This is a genomic window from Cohnella rhizoplanae, assembly GCF_948329515.1.
GTDB lineage: Bacteria > Bacillota > Bacilli > Paenibacillales > Paenibacillaceae > Cohnella > Cohnella rhizoplanae.
Genome location: NZ_CAOJCN010000013.1, coordinates 29,762 through 53,684, shown reverse-complemented (window position 1 = coordinate 53,684; position 23,923 = coordinate 29,762). Strand labels below are relative to the sequence as shown.

At 63.4% G+C, this 23,923-nt stretch carries 23 protein-coding genes; 11 read left to right on the top strand and 12 right to left on the bottom strand.

Annotation, left to right across the window (positions count from 1 at the left end):
* The first annotated feature begins 12 nt into the window (after window positions 1–12).
* Complete coding sequence (locus PQG80_RS18715; protein WP_271752963.1) at window positions 13–999, top strand: glycoside hydrolase family 43 protein; 987 nt, start codon at window positions 13–15, stop codon at window positions 997–999.
* A gap of 88 nt (window positions 1,000–1,087) precedes the next feature.
* Here PQG80_RS18715 and PQG80_RS18710 read toward each other — a convergent pair whose 3' ends face one another.
* Entirely contained in the window at window positions 1,088–1,837 is a 750-nt protein-coding gene (locus PQG80_RS18710; RefSeq protein ID WP_271752962.1) for an SDR family oxidoreductase, read from the bottom strand.
* 203 nt (window positions 1,838–2,040) lie between these two features.
* Here PQG80_RS18710 and sigJ point away from each other — a divergent pair, with 203 nt between their 5' ends.
* The gene (gene sigJ / locus PQG80_RS18705; protein WP_271752961.1) at window positions 2,041–2,904 is read left to right on the top strand and encodes an RNA polymerase sigma factor SigJ; all 864 of its coding nucleotides are present in this window, start codon (window positions 2,041–2,043) and stop codon (window positions 2,902–2,904) included.
* Window positions 2,905–2,914: 10 nt separating this feature from the next.
* On the opposite strand, the gene PQG80_RS18700 is transcribed toward sigJ, so the two are convergent.
* Window positions 2,915–4,153 carry an epoxide hydrolase family protein gene (locus PQG80_RS18700; protein ID WP_271752960.1) on the bottom strand — a complete coding sequence of 413 codons (1,239 nt, stop codon included), beginning with the start codon at window positions 4,151–4,153 and terminating at the stop codon, window positions 2,915–2,917.
* A gap of 161 nt (window positions 4,154–4,314) precedes the next feature.
* Here PQG80_RS18700 and PQG80_RS18695 point away from each other — a divergent pair, with 161 nt between their 5' ends.
* From PQG80_RS18695 to PQG80_RS18680, 4 genes are all read left to right on the top strand, one after another.
* Window positions 4,315–5,274: a helix-turn-helix transcriptional regulator gene (locus PQG80_RS18695; protein ID WP_271753113.1), complete on the top strand. Its 960-nt coding sequence runs from the start codon at window positions 4,315–4,317 to the stop codon at window positions 5,272–5,274.
* Between the two features lie 531 nt (window positions 5,275–5,805).
* The gene (locus PQG80_RS18690) at window positions 5,806–6,522 is read left to right on the top strand and encodes a CTP synthase C-terminal region-related (seleno)protein (RefSeq protein ID WP_271752959.1); all 717 of its coding nucleotides are present in this window, start codon (window positions 5,806–5,808) and stop codon (window positions 6,520–6,522) included.
* A 66-nt stretch (window positions 6,523–6,588) separates the two neighbouring features.
* Window positions 6,589–6,996, top strand: a complete 408-nt coding sequence (locus PQG80_RS18685) for a MerR family transcriptional regulator (RefSeq protein WP_271752958.1) — start codon at window positions 6,589–6,591, stop codon at window positions 6,994–6,996.
* Window positions 6,993–7,592: an NADPH-dependent F420 reductase gene (locus tag PQG80_RS18680; RefSeq protein ID WP_271752957.1), complete on the top strand. Its 600-nt coding sequence runs from the start codon at window positions 6,993–6,995 to the stop codon at window positions 7,590–7,592. The genes PQG80_RS18685 and PQG80_RS18680 overlap by 4 nt, the downstream gene beginning before the upstream one ends.
* On the opposite strand, the gene PQG80_RS18675 is transcribed toward PQG80_RS18680, so the two are convergent.
* Complete coding sequence (locus tag PQG80_RS18675) at window positions 7,589–7,984, bottom strand: MerR family transcriptional regulator (protein WP_271752956.1); 396 nt, start codon at window positions 7,982–7,984, stop codon at window positions 7,589–7,591. The genes PQG80_RS18680 and PQG80_RS18675 overlap by 4 nt on opposite strands.
* 634 nt (window positions 7,985–8,618) lie before the next feature.
* On the opposite strand from PQG80_RS18675, the gene PQG80_RS18670 reads away from it, so the two are divergent.
* From PQG80_RS18670 to PQG80_RS18655, 4 genes are all read left to right on the top strand, one after another.
* A complete protein-coding gene (locus tag PQG80_RS18670) occupies window positions 8,619–8,951 on the top strand; it encodes an ArsR/SmtB family transcription factor (protein WP_271752955.1) in 333 nt (110 codons plus the stop codon).
* A 21-nt stretch (window positions 8,952–8,972) separates the two neighbouring features.
* Window positions 8,973–9,218, top strand: coding sequence for a hypothetical protein (locus PQG80_RS18665; RefSeq protein ID WP_271752954.1), 246 nt, complete (start codon window positions 8,973–8,975; stop codon window positions 9,216–9,218).
* A gap of 57 nt (window positions 9,219–9,275) precedes the next feature.
* A complete protein-coding gene (locus PQG80_RS18660; protein ID WP_271752953.1) occupies window positions 9,276–9,725 on the top strand; it encodes a hypothetical protein in 450 nt (149 codons plus the stop codon).
* A gap of 177 nt (window positions 9,726–9,902) precedes the next feature.
* The gene (locus tag PQG80_RS18655) at window positions 9,903–11,474 is read left to right on the top strand and encodes an exosporium glycoprotein BclB-related protein (protein ID WP_271752952.1); all 1,572 of its coding nucleotides are present in this window, start codon (window positions 9,903–9,905) and stop codon (window positions 11,472–11,474) included.
* A gap of 80 nt (window positions 11,475–11,554) precedes the next feature.
* On the opposite strand, the gene PQG80_RS18650 is transcribed toward PQG80_RS18655, so the two are convergent.
* The 5 genes from PQG80_RS18650 to PQG80_RS18630 all read right to left on the bottom strand — a co-directional run bounded on the left by PQG80_RS18650 (window position 11,555) and on the right by PQG80_RS18630 (window position 16,960).
* The gene (locus tag PQG80_RS18650; protein ID WP_271752951.1) at window positions 11,555–12,253 is read right to left on the bottom strand and encodes a YjgB family protein; all 699 of its coding nucleotides are present in this window, start codon (window positions 12,251–12,253) and stop codon (window positions 11,555–11,557) included.
* Window positions 12,254–12,268: 15 nt separating this feature from the next.
* A complete protein-coding gene (locus tag PQG80_RS18645; protein ID WP_271752950.1) occupies window positions 12,269–13,369 on the bottom strand; it encodes a stalk domain-containing protein in 1,101 nt (366 codons plus the stop codon).
* Between the two features lie 13 nt (window positions 13,370–13,382).
* Window positions 13,383–14,594, bottom strand: coding sequence for a TolB family protein (locus tag PQG80_RS18640; RefSeq protein ID WP_271752949.1), 1,212 nt, complete (start codon window positions 14,592–14,594; stop codon window positions 13,383–13,385).
* A gap of 168 nt (window positions 14,595–14,762) precedes the next feature.
* A complete protein-coding gene (locus tag PQG80_RS18635; RefSeq protein ID WP_271752948.1) occupies window positions 14,763–16,268 on the bottom strand; it encodes a sensor histidine kinase in 1,506 nt (501 codons plus the stop codon).
* Window positions 16,265–16,960 (bottom strand): response regulator transcription factor, encoded by a 696-nt coding sequence (locus PQG80_RS18630; RefSeq protein ID WP_271752947.1) that lies wholly within the window; start codon window positions 16,958–16,960, stop codon window positions 16,265–16,267. The genes PQG80_RS18635 and PQG80_RS18630 overlap by 4 nt, the downstream gene beginning before the upstream one ends.
* A 470-nt stretch (window positions 16,961–17,430) precedes the next feature.
* Between PQG80_RS18630 and PQG80_RS18625 the strand changes: the two genes are divergently transcribed.
* Window positions 17,431–18,606, top strand: coding sequence for an acyl-CoA dehydrogenase family protein (locus tag PQG80_RS18625; RefSeq protein ID WP_271752946.1), 1,176 nt, complete (start codon window positions 17,431–17,433; stop codon window positions 18,604–18,606).
* A gap of 16 nt (window positions 18,607–18,622) precedes the next feature.
* Here the strand turns inward: PQG80_RS18625 and PQG80_RS18620 are convergent, their stop codons facing one another.
* The 4 genes from PQG80_RS18620 to PQG80_RS18605 all read right to left on the bottom strand — a co-directional run bounded on the left by PQG80_RS18620 (window position 18,623) and on the right by PQG80_RS18605 (window position 23,694).
* Window positions 18,623–19,057: a hypothetical protein gene (locus PQG80_RS18620; protein ID WP_271752945.1), complete on the bottom strand. Its 435-nt coding sequence runs from the start codon at window positions 19,055–19,057 to the stop codon at window positions 18,623–18,625.
* Window positions 19,058–19,162: 105 nt separating this feature from the next.
* The gene (locus PQG80_RS18615; RefSeq protein WP_271752944.1) at window positions 19,163–20,332 is read right to left on the bottom strand and encodes an MFS transporter; all 1,170 of its coding nucleotides are present in this window, start codon (window positions 20,330–20,332) and stop codon (window positions 19,163–19,165) included.
* A gap of 286 nt (window positions 20,333–20,618) precedes the next feature.
* Window positions 20,619–22,763 carry an ABC transporter ATP-binding protein gene (locus PQG80_RS18610; RefSeq protein WP_271752943.1) on the bottom strand — a complete coding sequence of 715 codons (2,145 nt, stop codon included), beginning with the start codon at window positions 22,761–22,763 and terminating at the stop codon, window positions 20,619–20,621.
* 34 nt (window positions 22,764–22,797) lie between these two features.
* Entirely contained in the window at window positions 22,798–23,694 is an 897-nt protein-coding gene (locus PQG80_RS18605) for an ABC transporter permease (RefSeq protein ID WP_271752942.1), read from the bottom strand.
* Window positions 23,695–23,923 lie beyond the last annotated feature (229 nt).

Here is a 23,923-nt window from a genome sequence, read left to right as displayed (position 1 = left end):
GCAGGTGCAGGGATGGAAACTCATACTTCGCAGAAGCAAGTCAGGCCATTAATCGCACAGCGCGCGGACCCGTTCATCCATCGTCATACGGACGGCCATTACTACTTCGTCGCTTCGGTGCCGGAATACGACCGCATCGAGATTCGTAAGTCCCGCACGCTCGAAGGGCTCGCGGACGCCGTACCGTCGGTTGTCTGGCGCAAGCACGAGACGGGCATGCTCAGCGCCAACATCTGGGCGCCAGAGCTCCACTATATAGAGGGCAAGTGGTACGTATACTTTGCCGCCGCACGGACGGCGGAGACGAACGAGGGATTGTTCGACCATCGCATGTACGTGCTGGCGTGCGGAGGGGAAGATCCGACCGTCGGGGAGTGGGAGGAAAAAGGGCAGGTCCGTACCGCTTGGGAGAGCTTCTCCCTGGACGCGACGACGTTCGAGCACCGCGGCGCCAGGTATTACGCCTGGGCGCAGAAGGACCCGGACATCGCGGGCAACTCCAATCTGTATCTGTCCCGCATGCGCAACCCGTGGACGCTCGAAGGCCCGGTCGCGCGGCTCACGATCCCCGAGTATGATTGGGAGACCGTCGGATTTCTGGTCAACGAGGGACCTGCATTCGTCCGCCGCGGCGGACGGGTGTTCCTCTCCTACTCGGCGAGCGCGACAGACGCCAACTACTGCATGGGACTGCTCGAGGCCGACGAAGACGCCGATCTGCTGGACGCCGCCTCGTGGCGCAAGTCCGGACGGCCGGTCCTCGAGACCGATCCGTCGATCGGGCTGTACGGGCCGGGACACAATAGCTTCGCAGTGGCGGAGGACGGCGAGACCTGCCTGCTCGTCTTCCATGCGAGGACATACCGCGAGATCGAGGGCGATCCGCTGTACGACCCCAACCGGCACACGTTCGTCGCGGAGCTGAAGTGGGACGCCGAAGGGCGTCCGGACTTCCGCGCATCCGTCGCCGCGATGGTTAGGGCGAGAGCCGCGTATTAGACTGCAGGCTCGTCCAGGCGATAAAAAGAAAAACCGTCAACGCCGCGGCGTTGACGGTTTTTTGATCTATTGGCTTCAATTACTGCGATCAGGCGCGCGCAAGCCAATCCGCAAAACGGGTCGGCGCGATACGCGCTTTGCTGTCTTCCGCGGGAACGAGCGAGCTATCGTCCACTTGCCCGCCGAAGTAGCCTGCCTCGTCGTCCGTGACGACCTCGCGATTATCCCCGGTCGCCTTCAAAAATTGGCGGACGAACGCGTCCATCCCGATCTTCTCGGGGCCGGCCACTTCGACAATGCCGTTCGCGGGCTCCGCCAGCGCATAGTCGGCCAGCGCCGCGCTCACGTCCGCGGCCGCGATCGGCTGCATGGCGGCGGACGGCAAACGGACGGTTTGGCCTTCCGTCGCCGTATAGGCGATGCCGCCGGCAAATTCGAAGAACTGCGTCGCTCGGACGATCGTGTAAGGAATATGGGATGCCCGGATTAGCTTTTCCTGGGCGATCTTGGCGTTGAAATAGGCGTTTCCGGGCGGCCGGTCCGTGCCGACGATCGATAGGGCGACATAGTGTCGCACGCCCGCTTTCGCGGCCTCGGCCAGCAGATTTTTGGTCGACGTCTCGAAAAACGACAGCACCGCCCGCTCTTCGAACGAAGGCGAGTTGGTGACGTCGACGACGACCTGCGCGCCGGTCAGCGCCGCAGCCAGCCCTTCGCCCGTTACCGAATTGACGCCCAGAGACGGGGAAGCCGCCACCGCGTCATGCCCGAGATTGTTCAGGTTTTGTACGAGTCCTTTGCCGATCAATCCGCTGCCGCCGATCACTATGATTTTCATGCGTTCCTCCTGGGGTTTAGCCCGAATCCCCGCCGGGCGATTAGGTTTGAATAGAGCCTGTCGTTTTGTCGACATCCTTATAACGACCGAACCGGACATTCTGTGACACGGGACGGAAGCCGCCAAGGCCAAGGTTGATTTAAATGCCGGGCAAGTTATATGTTATTTACAACGAAGAAAGCAGCCGGATGAGGAGTGACCTAATGCAGGAGTTGTACAGGCAGTACAAGGGACGGATGTTCAACCTCGCCTATCAGCTGACCGGGTCCGTCGCCGATGCCGAGGATGTCGTGCAGGACGTTTTTTTGAAAGCCTATCAGCTGCCCCCGGAGAAATTGACCGTGCCCGGACCCTACCTGTATAAAATGGTCACGAATCGCTGCCGGGATCTGTACAAATCGGCTCGCAAGAAGCGGGAAGAATACTTTGGAGAGTGGCTGCCCGAGCCCCTTGCCGACGCGGATAACGACCCTGCGGATTCGGTCGCGCGCGACGAACGGCTGTCCTATGCCATGCTGGTGCTGCTGGAGCGGTTGACGGCGTCGGAGCGAGCGGTTTTTGTGCTGCGGGAGGCGCTAGGGTTCGACTACGGAGAGATCGCCGGGCTTATGGATAAAAGCGAGGTGAACTGCCGAAAGTTGTTCAGCCGTGCGCGCGTGAAAATAGGGCTGGATGCCGAAACGCCGCTCCCGGCCGCGTCCGCCTCCGAGGAATGGGCAGACGGATTCGTGGCGGCCCTCAGACAGGGGGACATGAGCCGGCTTCTGTCCATGCTCGATCCGGGCGTCGTGCTGCTGCCCGATGGCGGAGGCAAGGTGCAGGCGGCCGTTAATCCGATTCATACCGCCGAGCGCGTGGCGAAGTTTCTTATGGGCGTCATCCGCAAAACCGCTGCGTTCGAAGGCGAAGCGACCGTCCGCATGGAGCGCATCAACGGGGAACCCGGCATCATTCTGCGCGCCGAGGACGGCGTCGTTCATACGGCGGTTCTGTTCCGCGTCGAAGGCGGGCTCATCCGCGGCCTGTATATTTTGCGCAATCCGGATAAGCTTAAGTCGCTTACATAGATTAACTTGGCTACTGTTGAAGCGCTCTGAAAAACGCCCGGATATCCGCGATCATCAGGTCCGGCGCGTCGATCGCCGGGAAGTGGGTGCCGCGGTCGAATTCGCTCCAGCGGGCGATGCGGTTGCCGAATTCGGCGTAGCGGCGGATCGCGACGTCGGACCGCTGAAAGACGGCGACGCCCACGGGAGTCGGCGAAGGGTCCTTCGGCGCCCAAGCGGCAGGGTCGTGCGCGCCTTCGTAGTATATGCGGGCAGAAGAATTGGCCGTTCCGGTGAGCCAATACAGCATGAGGTTAGTCAGGAAGCGATCGCGATCGATGGCGTCCGGCGCGTCGCCGAAGCCGTAGAACAGCTCGCACGTCCAGGCGAGCAGGCCGACGGGAGAGTCGTGCAGGCCGTAGGCAAGCGTCTGGGGACGCGTCGACATCATCTTGTTGAAGCCGAAGCGCTCCTGCATGAAGTGGCCAAGGCGCGCCAGGCGGACCCTTTCCGCGTCCGTGAGCGTCGCGAAAACTTCGTCTTCGACCTGACCGAAGGGGATAAAGCCGACTGTGGCGGCGTTGACGTGGACGCCGATGACGTTCGGCGCCGCGATGCGGCCGATCTCGGGCGCGATGATCGCGCCCATGTCGCCGCCCTGGACGCCGTAGCGCGCGTAGCCGAGCGATTCCATGAGCGCTGCGAGCGCGGCGGCGGCGCGGCCGTGGGTCCAGCCTTTGTCGGTCGTCGGGCCGGACAGGCCGAAGCCCGGCAGGGAAGGGATCACGAGGTGGCACGCGTCCGCCGCGTCGCCGCCGTAGGAGGTTGGATCGGTCAGCGGACCGATCAGGTCCAGGAACTCGACCGGCGACCCGGGCCAGCCATGAACGAGCAAGAGCGGCATGGCGTTCGGCTCGGGCGACCGGACGTGGAAGAAGTGAAGGTTCGCGCCGTCCACCGTCGCCGTGAACTGCGGCAGCTCGTTCAGGCGCGCCTCCTGGCGGCGCCAGTCGAACGAGGTCCGCCAATACTCGGCCATCCCCTTCACGAAGGAGAGGGAGGTGCCATAATCCCAGCCGGCGCCCGGCAGCTCGTCGGGCCAGCGCGTCATGGAGAGGCGAAGCTTCAGGTCGTCCAGCTCGGCCTCGGAGGTCTCGATCCGGAAGGGGCGGATCGCGCTCGCCGCCGCTTCGCCGCTACTCGCCATACCGTTTCTGCTCCCCGTAACCTCGTTTTGCGCGTTCCTTTTCCCGCCCAAGCTCGTGTTCATGTTTATTCCCTCCCTTGGCTTGTTGCTGCTAATGTCCTAATTGTAAGGCCCCCATTCTGACAGCAGTCTGTCAGAGACCGTCGCAGCTGTTGGAAAAAGATTCGACGGCTCCTCGCGAATTCAGTAAAATACTGGATATCAGAGGAGGTGGCGTCTTGAAGGTGGAACGGCTGCTCGGCATCACGATGATGCTGCTAAGCCGGCGCCGGGTGAACGCCCAGACGCTGGCCGACAAGTTCGAGGTCTCGCACCGGACGATCTATCGCGACCTGGAGACGATCAACGCCGCGGGCATCCCGATCGTGTCGTTCACGGGGAGCGACGGGGGCTACGAGATTATGGAGCAGTTTCGCATCGATCGGCAGATCGTCACGCTGGACGACTTGCAGTCGATTCTGACCGCGTTGAAGGGCGTGCGCGCGTCGCTGGACGACGAGGAGATGGACGGGCTGCTGACGAAGATCAAGGCGCTGGTCGCCAGGTCGGAGCAGAAGCAGCTGGAGGAAGCGGGCGAGACGCTTATCTTCGATACGAACCTGTGGCACGGCGGCGGGATCAAGGATCGGACGATTCTGGCGCAGCTGCGGCAGGCGTCGAAAAACCGCACGGTCGTTTCGTTCGCGTATACGAATACGGACGGGGCGGCTGAGCCGCGGGAGGTCGAGCCGATCGGCCTGGCGTGGAAAGGGTATGCCTGGTATTTGTACGCGTATTGCAGGCTGCGGGGGGATTACCGGACGTTCCGGCTGTCGCGCGTAGATGAGCTGCGCGTGCATATGGAGCGGTTCGCGAATCGCGGCGTGCGGATGGAGGAGCTGGATGCGCGCTGGGGCAACCAGGAGCGGGGGCCGGAGATCGAGCTGCTGCTGTTGTTTCGCCCGCGGCTGCGCGTGCGCGTGGAGGAGACGTTCAGCGCGGATCGGGTAGAGGTGCGGGAGGACGGCTCCCTGCTGGTCAGGGCCAGCTACCCGGACAATCACTGGATGTATGGCATGATCCTCGGCTACGGGGCAGACGTCCAGGTGCTGGAGCCGGCAGCCGTGGCGGCCAAGATTCGCGACATGGCGGCGCAGATCGCCGCGATCTATAAGGAAGCGCCGGCGGATGCAGCTGCGCGTTGAGCGAGTTACTGTAAGCGAGGAAAGCGCGGCTGCGCGAAGAGCGGGTTGCTGCAAGCGAGGAAAGTGCTGTTGGAGCCGCGCGGACGGCGGCGAAAGGTGCTGCAAGCGAGAAAAGCGCGGCTGCGCGAAGAGCGGGTTGCTGCAAGCGAGAAAAGTGCTGTTGGAGCGGCGCGGACGGCGGCGAAGGGTGCTGCAAGCGAGAAAAGCGCGGTTGCGCGGGCTGCTGCTAGAGGCCTAAAGTAACTTTCCCATGATCCGCAGCTCGCTCACCGACCCTGCAACCTCAAAATATGCTGGTACAACCGCTGCCGCCCCGCTCACCGACCCTGCAACCTCAAATTGTGCTGCTCGGCTTCAGATCACCTTATAAGAAAGCAGATTTAGCTTCGGCCAACCTCACAGCTGCGCATCAAGACGGCTGCGTAAGCGGCAGCACTGGGGCGACATGCATCGTCGTTGGCGCGCTGCAGGCGATCGCGTACTATTTACCTTTATTTGTGATGGGTTGCGAATGCGGAGGAGCGGATAACGATGATTCGAATCGGAGTGATCGGCGATTACAAGGAGGAGGTCAAAGCGCATATCGCCATTCCCCGGGCGCTGCGGCTGACCGCTGAAGAGCTCGGGCTGAGGGTCGACTGCGATTGGATTCCGACGACCGCGCTCGCAGATGCGCACGAGTCGAAGCTCGTAAGCTATCAGGCATTATGGATCGCCCCCGCAAGTCCCTACGCCAGCATGCAGGGCGCACTGAACGGCATTCGCTATGCTCGCGAGAACCGGATTCCGGCACTGGGTACATGCGGCGGATTTCAGCATATGATCATTGAATTTGCTCGCGACGCCATGGGTTTGGCCGAGGCCGATCACGCCGAGATTCGCCCCGAGAGCGCGATGCTGATCGTCACGCCGCTGTCGTGCGCTTTCCGGGAGCATACGCATCGATTCCTGTTGTCGCCCGGCTCCCGAACCGCGGCCGCTTACGGTGCCTTGGAGACGATCGAGCAATACGGCATCTGCAATTACGGACTCAATCCCGCGTTCGCGGCACAAGTTTCGCAAGCGGGCTTCCGCATTGCCGGGGTCGACGAGGCGGGGGAAACGCGAATCATGGAGCTGGACGGACATCCTTTCTTCTTCGGCACGCTGTTCCAGCCGGAGCGGTCCGCGTTCAAGAGCTTCGTGCATCCGCTCATTCGTGCGTTCGTCCAAGCAGCAGAGGCAGTGCCGGATATCGCAGCGCATTAAAGGTGTTGACCTGGAGCCGGCTCCAGCATCTAGACTAGGAATGTCGAGACGAGAGGAGGCGTTCGGATGTACTCGATCGGGCAAGCGGCCGAGCTGACGGGGTTCAGCATCGATACGCTTAGGTACTACGAGAAGATCGGCTTAACGAAGCAACCGGAGCGGAGCCCGGCAGGCGTACGGTCGTACAGCGAGGACGACGTGAAGCGGCTGTCTTCGTTGCATTGTCTGAAGCGGACGGGGCTGTCGCTGGAGGAGATGAAGGCTTTTCTGCAGGAGGGACGGTGCTTCGCGAATCCCGCGTTTCCGCTGAGCGGCGAGGACCGGGAGGCGATCGAGAGCCGGACGCGGATACTCGGGGAGCATCTGTCCCGGATGGAGGCGCAGTACCGGGCGCTGGCCGACGTGATGGGGCAGACGAGGGAGAAGCTGGATTTTTACCGGGATCTATTAGCGAAGGAGGCTGCGGCGAAATGAAAATCGCGTCGATCGGTTCGGGACGAATAGGCGGTACGTTGGGCAAGAGGTGGGCGGCGCATGGGCATGAAATGATGTTCGGCTCGCGAGATCCCCATGGCGGGCATATGCAAGCTTTGCTGGCGGAGGCGGGGCCGAACGCTCAATCCGGCTCGGTGCGCGAGGCGGCCGCATTCGGCGAAGCGATCCTGCTGGCCGTGCGCCCGGAGCACGTAGAGCACGCGCTGGCGGAGGCGGGCGATCTGAGCGGCAGGATCCTAATCAACTGCACCAACCGTTACGACGGCGCCTCCGCGGATACCGAGGTGCGGCGCCTCGCGCCGGGCGCGCGGGTCGTCCGCGCGTTTCACACGCTGCCGTGGGAGGTGCTCGCGAATCCCCGGTATGAAGGGGGCCGTGCGACGGCTTTCGTGAGCGGGGATGACCCGTCGGCGGTAACGGTCGTCGCCGGGCTGGCCGCCGATATCGGGCTGGACCCGGTGGACGTCGGCGGTCCGGACGCGATGGCGAAGGTCGAAGCGGCGAACGGGACGCTGTGGAGCGTGCTCGAACCGCTGTTCGGACGGGAGTACAGCCTGCAAGTACTAAGACGCTAGCAGCAACCGTTGTTTTCTATTTTCTCCTTACAATCGGTCCAAGTGAGGCAGCTGCAATTTAAGCCGTTATCCAGGATTTGTATCATCGCGTTAATTTGTTTTTTTCGATCCTCTAACTCCGAGCGTTTCTGAAGCGCCATCCGCTCCCATCGCTCGGACAGAGAGTCGCCCGTTGCAAATCCCTCCAACAGTACGGCGATTTCCTCAATGCTGAACCCGGTCTGCTGAGCGATCTTAATAAAATCGATGCGGTCAAGCAGGCTTTCCTCATAGCGGCGTTGACCGTTTTTCCGCGCCGGAGAAGGCAGCAGCCCAACGGATTCATAATATCGAAGCGTTGACGCGTTCACGTGGGCCTTTGCGGCCATCTCGCCGATGCTTAGCTCTGCCAATCCGATTTCACCTCTTGACTTAAAGCTGGCTTTAAGTTTTATGATCGAATTATAGCTTGCATGAGAGGGTGAAGTAAATGAGAAAAAAGGATTGGCTCGCCGGGATCGGACTCATAAGCGCGTGCGCGTTATGTTGTACGCTACCCTTAATAGGAGGGGCAGCAGCCATGGGTCTTTCATTCTTCTTTGTAAGACCGGCGGTCGTGGCGGTGTTGGCCCTTGGACTTGTCGTAACGGCCATCGTGATTTATCGGCGGCGGAAGGCAACCGGATCGGCATGCTTTAAACCGGGGTGCAGCTGTCAAACATGCGCAGAGTGAAGGGGGATAAGGACATAAGCGAGGCTATGCCGGTTGCATGCTGCCATTCCGCGTTTACGAAGGAGCAGCGCGCCAATTATAAAAGCATTTGGGGAGAGCTAGAAACCAGGAGGATCGGCATGGCGGAGATTGAAAGCTTTCTTGCGCGCGGATATCCAATCTAATATAAACAGCATCATTATGGCGTGCTGTAACTGAAACGCAGGGCCGGCCGCATCGAACAGGACCAAGCAGACAAGCGCTGCTTGGTCCTGTTTATTGTTGTTCGCGGATTTCCGCTTGACGTTATTACACCTGTAAGATATTATTTACACATGATAAACAATTATAAAAACACAGGAGGAGACGAGGTACTCGCAATGCTGGCGGCGCTGGCCAACCCGCACAGGCTGCGGATCGTCGCCACGCTGGCGACCGGCGGACGCAACTATGTCAGTCAGCTTGCCCGCGAGATCGGGATCAGCCGCCCGCTGCTTCACCTGCACCTTCAGAAGCTGGAGGCTGCAGGCCTGGTCGTCAGCCAGCTCGAGCTCTCTCCCGACGGCAAAGCGCTGAATTATTTCGAAGTAACCGACTTCGGCCTTGAACTCACGCCCGCGACCATCGCGCAGGCAGCGAAGTCACTGACCGCCCATTCTGAACAGTAGAGGTGTACTATGTCCGGAGGTATGTATGTTTTTACGATTTGCTTGCCGTTTGCCGCGTTATTGCTCATTTTCGGCATGCGGTACTACGCGGCCGTCAAACAAGCGAAGCTGCGTTATGCCAATGAGGAGGCGTACCGGAAGGTAGCGGAAATGGCCGTCGCGGGACAATCGGAGGCTGCGGCCGCGCTCGCATCGATCGAGTCCTCGCTCTCCGAGATAAAAATACGGGTCGGCGCGATTGAGAAGGTACTGAAGGAAGTCGATTAGAGCGTGACCGGAGCCGAGAGGCTCGCGGCCCCCCCCAAGAGAATAGGAGCTGCCCACTTGAACGAGATATCGCTGTTTCGCCTTTATCTGCTGAGAGCCGGTTACCTCTTTATTGCCGTTGGACTTGGCGTATTTATGTGGCCGGACTTCATCCGGCAGATGATTCATCCGGATCCGCAAAGAGAACTGATGGATGGCGTAGTCGCATGTATGCAGGCGGCCTTGAGCTTGCTGGCACTGCTTGGACTGCGTTACCCGCTGCGCATGCTGCCCGTGCTGCTATGGGAGATGCTGTGGAAGTCCATCTGGCTGCTGATCGTGGCACTCCCGGCATGGTCCTCCGGCCAGATGACCGACCCGATCTCCGAGACCGTATTCTCCTGCGCGCTGGGCGCGGTCGTCGCCGCCACCGTTCCATGGCCCTACATCTACGCGCAGATCGTGCGGAAGCCGGGGGATCGGTGGGGGAAGGCAACGAAGATGAGCGCCGCTGCGGCAGGCAAATAACCACCGTACCGTTCTAACAAAGGACCAAGCACGATAGGCGCTTGATCCTTTTTGTGTTTTTGTCGATTTTTGTGTTTGAGCGCTGGGAGGGGCAGGGTACAACCATTACGTTAAGATTAACCGGGTTGTGTCAAATCTGGTCGCCTCATCCATCCTATTGCTCAAGGAGGAATGCAAGTGTTAAAAAAGAAGTCAGCCACCGCCGGGAGCCTGCTTTTGCTCGCAGCGAGTCTGGTAGCCGCTCCTGCGGGCGCCGCCACGGGTGGCGGCATTTCCCTGAACGTGAATGGCAGCAATGTGAAGTACCAGGTGTCGCCTATTCTCGTGAAGAATACCGTACTGGTGCCGATGAAGGATATTAACGACACGCTCGGCGCGAGCGTTAGTTGGGATCAGGCTACGCGGACCGTAACCGCCGTGAAGGACGGCGTGAAGGTGACCGTCGTGGCGGGTGCGCGCATGGCGACCATAAAAGAAGGAGCAGAAGTCCGGACGGTGGCGCTCGATGCGCCGGCCGAGGTGAAGGACGGCCGCGTGCTGATTCCGGTCCGGTTGTTCGCGAGCGCATTCGGCGCGCAGGTCGGATGGAACCAGAAGACGCAGACCGTACAGCTGACCTTCGGCGACGCGGCGGGCGGGTCAAGCGGGTCGGGACCACAGGGTGAGCCGGGCGCGCAAGGACCAAAGGGAGAAACGGGCGCACAAGGTCCGGCTGGTCCGGCGGGCCCCGCGGGCGCATCAGGCTCTGCCGGTTCTTCTGGTCCAGCCGGACCAGCGGGACCTGCAGGACCTACAGGACCTGCAGGCGCTAACGGCGTCGGTCTGAACGGCGCAGTCGCGTACAGCGGAACGGCCGCATCCGGTTATGCTAAAGACCAAGTCGTCTTATACGAGGGCTCGACTTATATCACGTTAAAGGCCGCGCCGACTGGAACGCCGAATGTCTCGACAGACTACAAGCTGCTCGCGGCCAAAGGCGATAAAGGCGATACGGGCAGCGCAGGCGCGGCAGGCCCAGCAGGTACCGCGGGCCCATCCGGCCCTGCCGGTCCCGCAGGCCCTGCCGGCCCCGCCGGTACCGTGGGTCCAGCCGGTCCAGCCGGTCCAATCGGCCCCGCTGGCCCTGCCGGCCCCGCCGGTACCGCGGGTGCAGTCGGCCCTGCAGGTCCCATCGGTCCCGCAGGCCCCGTCGGCCCCGCCGGTCCGATGGGTCCGGCCGGCCCCGCGGGGGCAAGCGCCATCATCCCCTTCTCTTCAGGCACGCCGGTCGCTTTGACGACAACGGCCGGCGGATTATCCGGCAGCGGCGGAATGATCGGCTTCGGCAAGTCGGCTGCCACGCCCGGTGCCGTAGGCAATACAATCGATCTGACAGGCAGCGGCGGCGCAGACGTGAATTATGCGTTCAGCGTTCCGAGAGACGGGACGATCACATCGCTGAGCGGGTACTTCAGCACGGCCAACGCGCTTAACCTCGTGGGCTCGACCGTGACGGTCACCGCACAGCTCTATGCATCCACGACGCCGGACAACGTCTTTACGGCCATACCCGGCGCCGTCGTCACCATGTCTCCACCGCTGACGGGCATCATCCCCATCGGGACCGTCGGCTCGGGCATTACGGAAGGGCTAGCGATCCCCGTAACCAAGGAAACGCGGCTGCTGTTGGTCTATTCGGCAACCGCTTCGGGTTTATCCCTGGTCAACACCGTGTCCGGATACGTAAGCAGCGGACTGGGAATTCAATAAATAGCTCTCTTCGCGTAGAAAAGAGGCAGCCGGAGAATCGGCCGCCTCTTTTCTTTCGTAAAACTCGCCGCCTAGCGTCTTTATCCGGCCATATTGTTGTGCGAGCCCGTCTTCGAGAAAACGGAGATATGATCGACTTTGCCCGTGGACTTCGGAATGACGAACTTCAGCTGAAATTCCTTGCCCGTCTCATAGACATAGATCGTGTCGTCGCCATTCTTGGTCGTCGAAGACGGCTTGCCGAGCGCTTGCTCGATCTGCAGCAGCGTCAGCTTCTGCAGCTTGGCGTCGCTCGAGCGGATGTCGAAGAGCTGGCTACCCTTGTTGTAGCCGAACACGGCGTGGTGCTTGCCGTAGACGGCGTAGAAGCCTTTGCCCGCCATATCGTCCGAGTCGGGCTTGCCCCAATCGTCCTTCACGTCGTCGATCAGTGAATCGTGGACGACGTACGGGATGCCGGGCGCCTTGCCCTCCTTGGCGAGCTTCATCAGCTCTTTGATCTGAGCGGCGACCTCGGCGGAGATCTTGGTCGGCGCGGCGGAAGACGAAGCCGGAGCCGAGGCGCTCGCGGATGCGCCGCCCGACGGGGAGGCGGAAGCGTCGGTCCCGCTGCCGGCCGATGCCGATGGCGAAGCGGAAGCGGGAGCCGAAGCCGATGGAGACGCGCTAGGCGCGCCGTTGCCGGACGAGGCGTCCGCGCCGGCCGAGTTGCAAGCTGCCAGCACGAGCACGCTTGCCAGGGCGAAGCCGTAGGATGCCTTTTTAAACGATACCCTCATGATGGGGCCTCCTCCTTATTTGTTGAGTTTCGCTACGCCGACCGCGATCTTCTCGATCTGCGCATTCGTCAGCGCGCCGTCCGCGGAGCTGATCGTCACGAACCGGTCATCTAGCTTAAAGCCGAGCATGGCGGTGCTGGCCGGTTTGTACCACTTGGCCTGAACGCCGTTGGACAGGGTCACCTTGGTGCTGTCGTAGCCGTCCGAGTAATCGCGCGGCGACACGCCGACGGTCATGTGAGAGAAGAGGAAGTTCACGCCGTCGCCGGTTGCCGCGGCTTGCTTGAAGGTGTCGTTGCCGGCCATGAGCGTCGGCGCATAAGGCGTCGTGAAGCCGTCGAAGCCCGCGAAGGCGTCCTTGATGGCTTTGAACTGCGAATCGCTATAGGAGACGATGGCCAGACCGGCCGTGCTGTCGGATTGCTTGGCAACGCCGACTGCGATTTTCTCGAGCTGCGCCTTCGACAGCGCGCCGTCCATAGAGCTGATCGTCACGAATCGGTCGTCGAGCTTGAAGGTCAGCATGTCGGTGTCGGACGGCTTATACCACTTGGCCTGGACGCCGTTCGACAAGGTCACGTTCGTGCCCTCGTAATCGAAAGAATAGTCGCGAGGAGACACGTTTACGATCATATGCGAGAAAACGAAGTTCACGCCGTCGCCGGTCGCGGACGCTTGCTTGTACGTATCGTTCGAAGCCATCAGCGTCGGCATGTATGGCGTCGTGAAGCCGTCGAATGCCGCGAATGCCGCCTGAATCTCCTTGATTTGCGCAGAGGTGTAGCCGATGCTGGCCAGATCGGCCGCTTGAGGCGCCTTGGTGGTGATCACGACCTGATTGGTCTTGGGATCGAAGGTCAGCTGTACGTCCAAGGCGCCGGCCAGCGCGCGCACCGGGAGGTACGTCGTGTCGTGATACGTGATCGGGGTGAGCTTGCCGCCGCTCGCATCCGTCGGGACATAAGCGGATCCGTTCACCTTGATGCCGATGTCGCCGTTCAGATAAGCCGTGATCTTCTGCATGTTCGTGCCTGCGTATACGCCTGCCGCGCCCGTGACCGTCATGCCGAGCACCATTGCGCCGAGTACCGATTTCTTCATCATGTTGTTTTTCATTTATTCCATCTCCTTAAGGGGTTTGTTGGGTTTGGGTTTTAAAATCGATGATCTCCGTGGCGGGCAGGTCGCCCTTGCCCGCCGCCGTCACGCCAAGTCGCGTGCCGGAGGGGTTCCAGCTGAGCGGATACTGGGGAAAAGCGTTCGGGACGACGGGTACTACGATACCCGAGGCCGCGTCGAACAGGTAGACGCCGTTCATGCCGCTGCGGTCCTCCGCGTATACGGCGAAGGCCAGCTTGGAGGCATCCGCGGACCAGCTCATATAAGGGATCAGATCGCCTTTGCCGATCGCCGCCGAGCCTTGGGTGCGGCCATCGGCGCCATACAGAAGCAGCTTCTCGCCGGTGCCGTCCGTACCGTCCGCCGTCGTTACGGCGATTCTGGCGCCGTCCGGCGCGATCTCGAAGCCCGTGACGCCGGAGGCCAGCAGCGTCGGCTTCGTGGCGGTCCCGTAGGCCACCGCCTTGAGGTTCTGCGCCTGGTCCGTATAGTAGACGCTGCCGCGGGACGCCGTGAACTTCGCGAACATTTCGATCTGCGGGTCGTCGAGCTCCATTTTCGACACGGTTCCGTCGGTCTCGATGACCAGTACGTCGCCGCGTCCGTCCATGGCGCCTGCGGCGAGCACGTAAGTGTCGGCGTCCAGCCAACCGCCCGACTCGATGTAATTGGCGGCCTTGATCTCGATCATGTCCCCCGAGGCGACGTTCTTGACGAAGTTGCGAGCGGTATAGTGATCCTTCCACTGCTGCACGAAGGCGAACTTGCCGTCCGGCGACGGCGTCTCCTTGACGAGCGCGGCCTTGCTGCGGTCTGCATCGGCCTGTCGGTCGGCGCTGCGCGCGTCGTCGAGCAGATTGACGGTCTCTGTCGTGTAGCTGTACTTCGCCTCTTCCGTCTCCGTGCCGGGCGACAACCGCTTCGTCGTCGTGATCCGCACGGCGTCGTCGGACAGCCACGCGTCGATGGAGGCGCCCTCGATACGGTGGATGCGGTCGATCGCGACTTCCGTGCGCTTCGGCGCGTCCGTCTCCCTCACGACGGTCAGCTTGCGCTTGCCGCCGTCGGCGCCCGGCGCCGCCGGTCCGTCCGTCCCGCCGGCTTCCGCGCCGGATGCGACGGGGACCGGCTCGCCGTTCTTGGCGCTGCAGGCCGTCAGTTCAAACGCGAGCGTGAGCAACAGCGTCAGCTTAACGGCAATCTCTCCTTTTTTGTTCGGCATGACAGGTCCTCCTGACTGAGATGGATCTCGCCAGGGAGCAGCTGCAGCGAGGCGCTCATACCGCGCTGCCCTGCGTCCGTCGTCCCTGTCTTGAGATCAGTATAGAATCGTGATATATCGAAGCCATATCCGGCATGTATCGAAGTTGTAAACATTTCGGAGCGCCGTTTACGACTCGCGCGCCGGCGCCGCGACGGGCAGCTCGAGGGCGAACCGGGAGCCGGACGGCCCGGACTCCGCGAGCCGCACCGCGCCGCCCTGCTTCTCGGCGAGGCTGCGGACGAGCGACAGTCCGAGTCCGGTGCCGCCGGTCGCGCGGGAGCGGTCCCCGCTCACCGTGAAGAACGGGTCGAAGATGCGTGCCTGCGCCTCGGGCGGGATGCCTATGCCCGTATCCGCAACCTCCACGATCATTCGCGCACTCCCGTCGTCTCCTGAAGCCTGCCGATTGCTCAGCGTTACTTTTCCGCCCGGCACGTTGTACTTCACCGCATTGTCGAGCAGGTTCAGCACGATATGCATCAGGTTGTCCGGGTCCGCCCAGACAATGCCGCCTTGAAGCTGCGATTCTACGCGAATGCCCGCGGCGTCGGCCTTCACCCGGATGCGCTCGGCGGCTTCGCTCAGCAGCGGGGCGAGCTCTACCTGTTCGGATCTCGTCTCGAAGTCGTATACGTCCATCGCGGACAGCTGCAGCGCCTTCTCGACCAGCTCATATAGACGCGCCGCCTCCATGCCGATCCGCTCTCGCGCCTTGGCGAGCAGCTCCGGATCGTCGCCGTACATCTCCAGCAGATCGGCGTAGGCGCGGATCGACGTCAGCGGGGTCTTCAGCTCGTGGCTGATGTTGCCGATGAACTGTTTCTGCTGGCGCTCGAGCTCGCTCAGCCTCGCGATGGCCTCCATGAGCTTGCGCTTCTCGGCGTTTAACTGCGATACCGACGTAGAGATGCTGCCGCTCATATCGTAGATGCCGTCGGCCAGTTCGCCCAGCTCGTCCCTGCGCCGTACGGGAGGGCGGGACAGATAATCGCCGCGTCCGATCTGCTGGGCGGCCCGGTTGAGCCTGCGGATCACGTTGACCTGACGGTGAACGTAGAGGTACCCGATCAGGAAGCCGCCCGCCAGCACGGCGAGCCCCGCATACAGGAACAGGTCGCGGATTCGTTCGTAAAACGCGTTCTGCTCGGCGAGCGACGCGTGGAACTGCACCGTGCCGAGCTGCTGATCGGCGTTATACAGAGGGGCAAGGTATAAGAGTGCATCGCCTTCCGTAATATAAGCGGACACGCCCTGGGCGGTATACGCCAGCGCGTCCGAGGCGTCCGTCCGCGGCTGGATCGGCAGCGACGTGCCGGCCAGCACGCCGTCCGTATCATATAACGTCACCGGCATGCCGCTTAATTCCCCGAGATCGACGGCGAGCCGCTGCCCGTTTTTCTCCATGAAGGGCTTCGCCTCGACGCGTTCGCCCGTCAGGAACGCTTCGCGCACGCGCAGATTCGCCGCCTCGGCTTGGCGAGCGAAGGTCCGCTCGAGCCGCTCCTGCTGGTCGTCCCGGATGCCCGACAGCGCCTGCGCGCTGAGCGCGGCGACGACGGCGGCCAGCAGCAGGGCGAGCAGCAGCGACAGCTTGCCCTTCAGGCCGATGCGTATGCGCCGCCGCCGGCTCATTCGGCCGGCCTGGCGCTCTTGTAGCCGACGCCGAACACCGTCTGGATGAGGCTCTGCGCCTCGCCGAGCTTGCGCCGCAGACGCTGTACGTGGATGTCCACCGTCCGCGTGCCTCCCGCGAAGTCCATATCCCACACGAGGTCGAGCAGCGCCTCGCGCGTGTAGACCCGCTCCGGATTGGCGGCGAGCAGCTTCAAGAGATCGTACTCCTTGGGCGTGAGATCGAGCGCATGCCCGTCCACGCGGGCCGTCCGCGAGAGCGGCTCGATCGCGAGCGCGCCCAAGCGCACCGTGTCGGCATCGGCAGGCGTCGCCGGCGCAGGGACGTGGTCCTGCATCCTGCGGGCGAGCGCCTTCACGCGCGCGATGAGTTCGCGGATGTCGAAGGGCTTGGTCATGTAATCATCCGCACCGAGTTCGAGCCCCAGCACTTTGTCCACGATGTCGTTCTTCACCGTGAGCAGCAGGATGGCCGGACGGTCCCCGCCCTCCAGCTTGCGGCATACTTCATATCCGCCCATGCGCGGCATCATCACGTCCAGCACCATGACGTCGGGCCGCTGCGCCTCTACCTTTTCCAGCGCCTCCACGCCGTCCGCCGCCGTATCGACCTCGTATCCCTCGCGCCGCAGCGCGTACGCTACCGCCTCCGAGATGCCCGCCTCGTCGTCCACCACCAATACACGTACCATGCCGGTAACCCGCCTTCCCATTCCGCTATTCCTCTATAGTACATTCATACCCCTAAACGTGCCGGACATTCAGAAGGGTGCAGGCGGAGCGAGAACGGCGCAAGTCTCGCGGTCGCCGCGCGTACAAGGGGAGGGGCGGGATAGCGGGTGGAGTGCGAGGCTGGGGGAGTTGGCGAGCGGGGAAGCGGACCGTAGATCCGTTATTTTGGGAAAATAGAGCGTTTATCGGGGGTTGGCGGACCGCGGATCCGTTATCCTTAGCTGCAGAGGGTCCACGGACCGTTTGCGGAGAAAATAAACGGCCGCTGTGTCCTTCACCTCGCCGTTTGGATGGATTTTGAGACGCATAGCGGATCCGGGGTCCATTCCCGCCGATGCTCGAAGCTGCTCTTCTCCGCCTGCGCCCTTGATCCGCCTGTCCGAACATGCTAGTCTCATTAACAATATAGAGAGAACCGGAGGCGGATGGGATGACGGACAGCTTTGCAAGGACGGAGTCGGAGCGGGAGCGCCTCGCGCTAATCGGCGAGATGGCGGATTCGTTCAAGCCCCTGGCGCAAGCCGTGGATCAGGAGGGCGGCTTCGCGTTCGAATCGGTGGAGAAGCTGCGCGCCGCAGGCTACACGAAGTGGGCGGTCCCGCAGGCGTATGGCGGCGGAAGCATGTCCGTCTACGAGATGGTCCTCTATCAGGAACGGATCGCTGCGGGAGACCCTGCGCTGGCACTCGCGATCGGCTGGCATGTGAGCTCGGTGGCCGAGCTGGCCGCGAAGAAGACATGGAGCGAGGACAAGCTGGCGCCGTTCCTGCGGGCCGTCGCCGAGGGCAAGCTCGTGAACCGGGCGGCGACGGAGAAAGGGACGGGCAGTCCGTCCCGGGGCGGTAAGATGCAGACGACGGCCGAGCCGAAAGGGGACGGATATGTAGTGCGGGGACGCAAGACGTTCACGTCCCTGGCGCCGGCGCTCGACCTTGTCCTCGTCAATACGACCCTGACCGAAGGGGATGCCGAGGGACCGGCCGACTTCCTGATCCCCATGGACGCGCCCGGCGTATCCGTCGACCCGGTCTGGAACATGATGGGGATGCGCGGCACGGGCAGCCACGATCTCGTGCTCGATGACGTCGTCCTGCCTGCGGAGGCGCTCGTCTACCGTGCCGCGCCCGGCAAGCGCGGCGGCCCGGCGGCCAATCCGCATCTGCTGCACGTGCCCGCTTGTTACCTCGGCGCCGCGCTCGCCGCGCGCGACGAGGCGCTCGCCTTCGCGGCTTCGTACCAGCCCAATTCGCTCGACCGGCCGATCCTCCATCTGCCGCATATCGGCACGCTGATCGGCGAGATCGATATCGAGCTGGCGGCGGCGCGGCACTTTATGTATAGCGTCGCCGCCCGGTGGGAGCGTCCCGTCGCCGACGAGGCCGCCGGCATCGCCGAGCTCGGCGCGGTCAAGGTCGTCGCGATCCGCACGGCGCTCTCCGTCGCCGACAAGGCGCTGCGCGTCGCCGGCGCGCACGGGCTGGCGCAGACGCACCCGCTGCAGCGGCTGTTCCGCGATATCCGCTTCGGCCTGTCCAATCCGCCGATGGAGGACGCGGTCCTGCGGCTGTATCATCAGCAGGCGCTGCGGGAGGCGGGGCAGGCATAAGGGCCCTGCTCGCGCCTTAATCCGAGAAGGCGATCGCGTTGAAGCTTTCCATGCCGATCCGCGTGGCCTCGGACGTGCAGAATATAAATAAGGTATAAACGAGTTCCTCGGGCGACGGATCGGGCACGTCGTAGTCGGATGCGGTAATCGTGACGACTTGAATCGGCGACACGGTGTTGCCGGTGCCGTAGAGCGCATAGGCGACCGGCGTCCCGGTCAAGTCCGTCCCGCGTACGATCGCGATCGTGATGACCGTATCGGACGTTAACGGCTCTGGCAGCCGGAGTTCGGCGATTGCCGAGAACTGCACCCGGATATTGCTGCCCGCCCCGGCGGTGTTCAGGCCGACGACCCCGATCGGGGTCACCGTGTTCGCCGGCAGGATCGTCGTCGACTCCAGGTCGGCATAGCTTTTATTTTGCGAGGTTCTGGCATCCAATAGACGCGTCATGAAGCACTCCTCCTCTGCTAATGAGCTGCACGATAGGATATGCGAACTCGCGAGGGACGGCTTGTGCGCTACTCTATGAATAGCCAAAAGAGGATTCGGCGCCGACTACGGCAGCCTCCCGGCTCTCACATACCAGGCCGCGCCCAGCAGGACGGCCCCCGTCAGGACAAAGATGAACGGGATGCCGGTCCAGCCGCCGAGCATGCCGCCGAGCAGCGGCCCCGCGACGATGCCGAACTGGCTCGCCGACTGGCTCAGGCTGACCGCGCGTCCCCGGAAGTCTTTGTCGGCGTACTGGACGACAAGCGCGTTCAAGGCGGGGTAGACGGCCGCAAAAAAGAGCCCGTAGCCGAAGCGCAGCAGCGCGAAGCCGGCGATGTTCTGCACGGCGGCCTGCAGCGCGCTGCCTATGCCGCCGCCCAAAAGTCCGATGAACAGCGTTTTGCCGTAACCGATTCGTCCCCCCCTTTTCCCCCAATAAGGCCCCATGATCACCGTCGCCACGCCGACCGCCGAGAAGACGATGCCCGAGCTGAGCGCGGCATCCTCGGCAGAGGCGCCGATCCGCACCACGTATAGCGTTAGAAGCGGCTCCAGAATGAGCACCGAGGTCGATACTATCAGGATGAGCGCGTAGATCGCCGGCAGTCCGGGGGTGGCGGCGGCGCGGCGGATGTCCGACAGGACGCTCTGGCGCACCGTCGCCCGGCGCTCGCGGGCTTCCTTGACGCCCAGCACGATGACGGCGGACAGCAGCGTGATGACGCCCGAAGCGATAAAGCAGCCCCGCAGGCCGACCGCATGGGCGAGCACGCCCCCGGCGAGGGGGCCCAGGATGCCGCCTGCCGCGGTCGAGGTGGAGATCACGCCGAGCGCATAGCCCGCATGCCGCTCGGGCGTGCGCGACCCGACCATCGTCAGGGCTGCCGGGCCGAAGCCGGCCATCAGTCCCTGAAAGATCCGTACGAGGATGAACGAGAAGAGATCGTAGACGAGGTAGTTGGCCAGATGCGCGAGTCCGAGGCCGATGCCGGAGCGGACGAGCATCGGCTTGCTGCCGAACCGGTCGGCGAGCGAGCCCCAGAAGGGGGCGCACAGTCCGCTGACGAGGAAGCTGATCGAGATGGAGATGCCGGACCAGGCCTCGAGACCGCGGACGACGCCCAGATCGCGCTCGAGGAAGAGCGGGAAGAAGGGAACCGAGAGCGTATAGGAGAGGTGGTTCAAAAAGAGGCCGATCCAGAGGATGTACAAATTGCGTTTCCAATCGGGCACCGGGAAGCCTCCTGTTCGTATGCGATCCCCGGAGCCGCGCCGCTAGGAAGCAGGACGCTCCGCCAGCGCGAGCGCAAGCCATAGCTTGCCGGCGTGCAGCAGCGCGCGCTCGTCGAAGTCGAAGCGGGGATGGTGATGCGCAGCCCGCACCGTAGGCCGTGCAGATCCCGCCGGCGCTCGCGCGCAGTGGAGTCCGCCGACGACCTGGCTCCCGACGACGAGGGCGTGCCGCTTTCTCCTCTCCGTGAGCGATATTCGTTTGTTTGGGCACCTGCATCATTGAAACTTATGCCAGGGGATAGTGGCAGGCGACCGAGCGATCGCCGTCCAGCGGGAGCAAGTCCGGCGACTCCGCCCGGCACCGGTCGGTGGCCAGCGGGCAGCGGGTATGGAATCTGCAGCCCGCCGGCGGGCGCGCCGGGGACGGGATCTCGCCGCGAATGGCGGCGGGCTCGGTCCGCAGCCGCGGGTCGGGATGCGGGATCGAGTCGATGAGCGCGCGCGTGTAGGGATGGGCGGGCCGCCGGAACAGCTCGCGGCTCGGCGCGATCTCCACGATCCGGCCCAGGTACATGACGGCGATCCGGTCCGAGATATGACGGACGACGTGGAGCCCGTGCGCGATGAACAGATAAGTCAGCCCCAGCTTCTGCTGCAGATCCTGCAGCAGGTTGACGACCTGCGCCTGCACCGACACGTCCAACGCGGACACCGCCTCGTCGGCGAGCACGAACTTGGGATGCAGCGCGATGGCGCGCGCGATGCCGATCCGCTGCCGCTGACCGCCGGAGAATTCATGCGGATGCCGCGATATAATGCCGTGATCGAGACCGACGGCGGCGAGCAGCTCCTCGACGCGCTGCTTCTTTTCCTTGCCCGCGAGACCGTGATGCACGGCGAGCGGCTCGCCGACGAGATCGCCCACGTTCCAGCGGGGGTCGAGGGAGCCGTACGGATCCTGGAATATCATCTGCATATGCCTGCGCGTCTGCCGCAGACGCGAGGCGCCGAGGCGAGTCAGATCCTCCCCCTCGAACAGTACGCGTCCCGACGTGACGGGCTCCAGCTGGAGCAATAGCCGGCCCAGCGTCGACTTGCCGCTGCCGGACTCGCCCACGAGCCCGAGCGTCTCTCCCTCCCGGATGGAGAAGGAGACGCCGTCTACCGCGCGCACGAACGCGCGGGAGCGTCCGGGGAATCCCCGCTTGATCGGATAGTACTTGCGCACGTCCTCTACCCGGAACAGCTCGGTTCCTCCGGCAGGCGCCGCCGCTGCCGTCTGCGCCGTCGATGCCTGCGCCGTCAGTACCGCTTGGCCCGGCTGCACGATCGTGCTGCCGCCGCCTGCCGCGCCTTCGCGCAAGACCCGAGCGGAGACCTCCGCTCGCGCCGAGTCCCCGGACGCGCCGAAGTCCCGCGCATCCTCGCTCGCCGCGCCGGCGATCAGCGCGCCGTCCCGTATGAGCGCGTCCGCATGCCAGCAGGCCGCCTCCCGGTCGCCTCGCCGGACGGGCGGCGGCGGCGCCGCGCGGCACCGGTCGGTCGCGTGCGGGCAGCGGGGATGGAACACGCAGCCTTCCGGCAGCTTGCCGAGGCTCGGGATGCTGCCCGCGATCGCGTACAGCCGGTCGCCCTTCTCCGTATCGAGCGTGGCGACCGAGCGCAGCAGGCCGCTCGTATACGGATGATGCGGCTGCGCGAACAGCTCGGCGGCGGTCGCCTGCTCGACGATCCGTCCCGCGTACATGACGACGATCCGGTCCGCGATCTGGGCGGCGATGCCCAGGTCGTGCGTGATCAGCAGGACCGACATGCCGAACTCGGCCTTCAGTTCCTGCAGCAGATGGAGGATCTGCGCTTGGATCGTCACGTCGAGCGCCGTCGTCGGCTCGTCCGCGATGAGCAGCTCGGGTCCGCAGGACAGCGCCAGCGCGATCATCGCGCGCTGCAGCATGCCGCCCGACAGCTCGCCCGGGTACTGCTTCATGCGCAGCTCGGGCTCCGGGATGCCGACGCGCGCGAGCAGGCTCGCGGCATGGGCCTTCGCCTCGGCCTTCGTCTTGCGCTCATGCCGCAGGATCGTCTCGACGAGCTGGTAGCCGATCGTGTAGACGGGATCGAACGCGGCCATCGGCTCCTGGAAGATCATCGCGATCCGTTTGCCTCTCAGGCTGCGCAGCTCGCTCTGCGTCAGCGCGGTCAGGTCGATCCCGCCAAGCGCGATGCGGCCGCCTTCGATCTGCCCGTTCTCGTAATCGACGAGCCGCATGACCGCCTTGGAGGCGACGGTCTTGCCGCTGCCCGACTCGCCTACGAGGCACACGGTCTCTCCCGGGGCGATGGTCAAGGAAACGTCGTGCAGGGCTTGGAGGAACCCGCGCTTCGTGCGGAAGCCGACGGACAGCCGCTCAATCTCTAGCAGGCTTTGCATGGCAGACTCCTTTCTGTATAGGGGCGGAAGCCGTTCATGCTTCCTTGCGCTTGGGGTCGAGACGGTCGCGCAGCCAGTCCCCGACGATGTTGACGGCGAGTACGAGCAGCGTGATGGCGAGGCCGGGATACGTGCAGATCCACCATGCCACCGTCAGATAACCTCGACCCTGCGACAGCAGCGCGCCCCAGTCGGGTATTTCTTTTAACACGCCAAGTCCCAGAAAGCTGAGGCCGGAGCCGGTCAGGATGGCGGTGCCGATGCCGAGCGTCGCCATGACGAGCAGCGGGGAGAGCGAGTTGGGCAGCACATGCTTCCAGAAGATGGCGAAAGGGGTTGCGCCTATGGCGCGGGAAGCCGTCACGAACGGCCGGTTCTTGATGCTGATCGTCTGGCCGCGCATGACGCGGGCATAGCCGGGCACGGAAGCCGCCGCTACGGCCAGCACGATGTTGCCCATGCCCGGTCCCATCGCGGCCGCGATCGCCAGCGCCAGCAGGATGCCGGGTATCGTCATCAGCACGTCCACGATCCGCATCAGCACGGCGTCCAGCGCGCCCCCGACGTACCCGGAGAGCGTGCCGATCGCGCCGCCCGCGAGCCCGCCGACGAGTACCGACATGAAGCCGATATACAGCGAGTCCCGGCTGCCATACACGACGAGACTGAGGATGTCGCGCCCGTAGTAGTCCGTGCCGAAGGGATGAGCGGCGCTCGGCCCCTGCATGATGGCGTCCATCATCATGTCCGTGGGCGAGTAAGGCGCGATCCATTGCGGGAAGGCCGCGCAGATGGCGATGATCAGGATCAGCGCGCCCGCGGCATAGACGAACAAGTCCGCCGGCCTGATGCGCCTCGCGCGTCCGCGGTAGGCCGGCAGCTCCCACTTCCTGCGCTGCAGCACCGCCTCCGCGGCCGTAGATTGTCTCATAGATTCACGTCCTTTCTTGGGCCGGGCAGAGATAGGGTCAAAAGGCAGCTCATTCGGCGGCTGGCCGCCGAGTAAATAAATTAACGTCTAAAAGGCAGTTAATTTGCCGTTTTTTGCAGCGAAGAGTGGCAAACCAAGCCAACTGCCTTTCGACAACTATTTGTTGAAAACGGGAAGGGGCGCGCCGGAATAGCTGCTTTTTAGCAACTATAGATCCTCTACGCCGCGC

What these genes read in the sequence shown, in the direction of transcription:
- PQG80_RS18700 (WP_271752960.1), bottom strand. Translation starts at nt 4,153, where the DNA reads ATGAACACGAGCTTGGGCGGGAAAAGGAACGCGCAAAACGAGGTTACG.
- PQG80_RS18605 (WP_271752942.1), bottom strand. Translation starts at nt 23,694, where the DNA reads ATGAGACAATCTACGGCCGCGGAGGCGGTGCTGCAGCGCAGGAAGTGG.
- PQG80_RS18625 (WP_271752946.1), top strand. Translation starts at nt 17,431, where the DNA reads ATGACGGACAGCTTTGCAAGGACGGAGTCGGAGCGGGAGCGCCTCGCG.
- PQG80_RS18630 (WP_271752947.1), bottom strand. Translation starts at nt 16,960, where the DNA reads ATGGTACGTGTATTGGTGGTGGACGACGAGGCGGGCATCTCGGAGGCG.
- PQG80_RS18670 (WP_271752955.1), top strand. Translation starts at nt 8,619, where the DNA reads ATGATAAACAATTATAAAAACACAGGAGGAGACGAGGTACTCGCAATG.
- PQG80_RS18645 (WP_271752950.1), bottom strand. Translation starts at nt 13,369, where the DNA reads ATGAAAAACAACATGATGAAGAAATCGGTACTCGGCGCAATGGTGCTC.
- PQG80_RS18715 (WP_271752963.1), top strand. Translation starts at nt 13, where the DNA reads ATGGAAACTCATACTTCGCAGAAGCAAGTCAGGCCATTAATCGCACAG.
- PQG80_RS18610 (WP_271752943.1), bottom strand. Translation starts at nt 22,763, where the DNA reads ATGCAAAGCCTGCTAGAGATTGAGCGGCTGTCCGTCGGCTTCCGCACG.
- PQG80_RS18640 (WP_271752949.1), bottom strand. Translation starts at nt 14,594, where the DNA reads ATGCCGAACAAAAAAGGAGAGATTGCCGTTAAGCTGACGCTGTTGCTC.
- PQG80_RS18690 (WP_271752959.1), top strand. Translation starts at nt 5,806, where the DNA reads ATGATTCGAATCGGAGTGATCGGCGATTACAAGGAGGAGGTCAAAGCG.
- PQG80_RS18685 (WP_271752958.1), top strand. Translation starts at nt 6,589, where the DNA reads ATGTACTCGATCGGGCAAGCGGCCGAGCTGACGGGGTTCAGCATCGAT.
- PQG80_RS18620 (WP_271752945.1), bottom strand. Translation starts at nt 19,057, where the DNA reads ATGACGCGTCTATTGGATGCCAGAACCTCGCAAAATAAAAGCTATGCC.
- PQG80_RS18650 (WP_271752951.1), bottom strand. Translation starts at nt 12,253, where the DNA reads ATGAGGGTATCGTTTAAAAAGGCATCCTACGGCTTCGCCCTGGCAAGC.
- PQG80_RS18710 (WP_271752962.1), bottom strand. Translation starts at nt 1,837, where the DNA reads ATGAAAATCATAGTGATCGGCGGCAGCGGATTGATCGGCAAAGGACTC.
- PQG80_RS18635 (WP_271752948.1), bottom strand. Translation starts at nt 16,268, where the DNA reads ATGAGCCGGCGGCGGCGCATACGCATCGGCCTGAAGGGCAAGCTGTCG.
- PQG80_RS18680 (WP_271752957.1), top strand. Translation starts at nt 6,993, where the DNA reads ATGAAAATCGCGTCGATCGGTTCGGGACGAATAGGCGGTACGTTGGGC.
- PQG80_RS18665 (WP_271752954.1), top strand. Translation starts at nt 8,973, where the DNA reads ATGTATGTTTTTACGATTTGCTTGCCGTTTGCCGCGTTATTGCTCATT.
- sigJ (WP_271752961.1), top strand. Translation starts at nt 2,041, where the DNA reads ATGCAGGAGTTGTACAGGCAGTACAAGGGACGGATGTTCAACCTCGCC.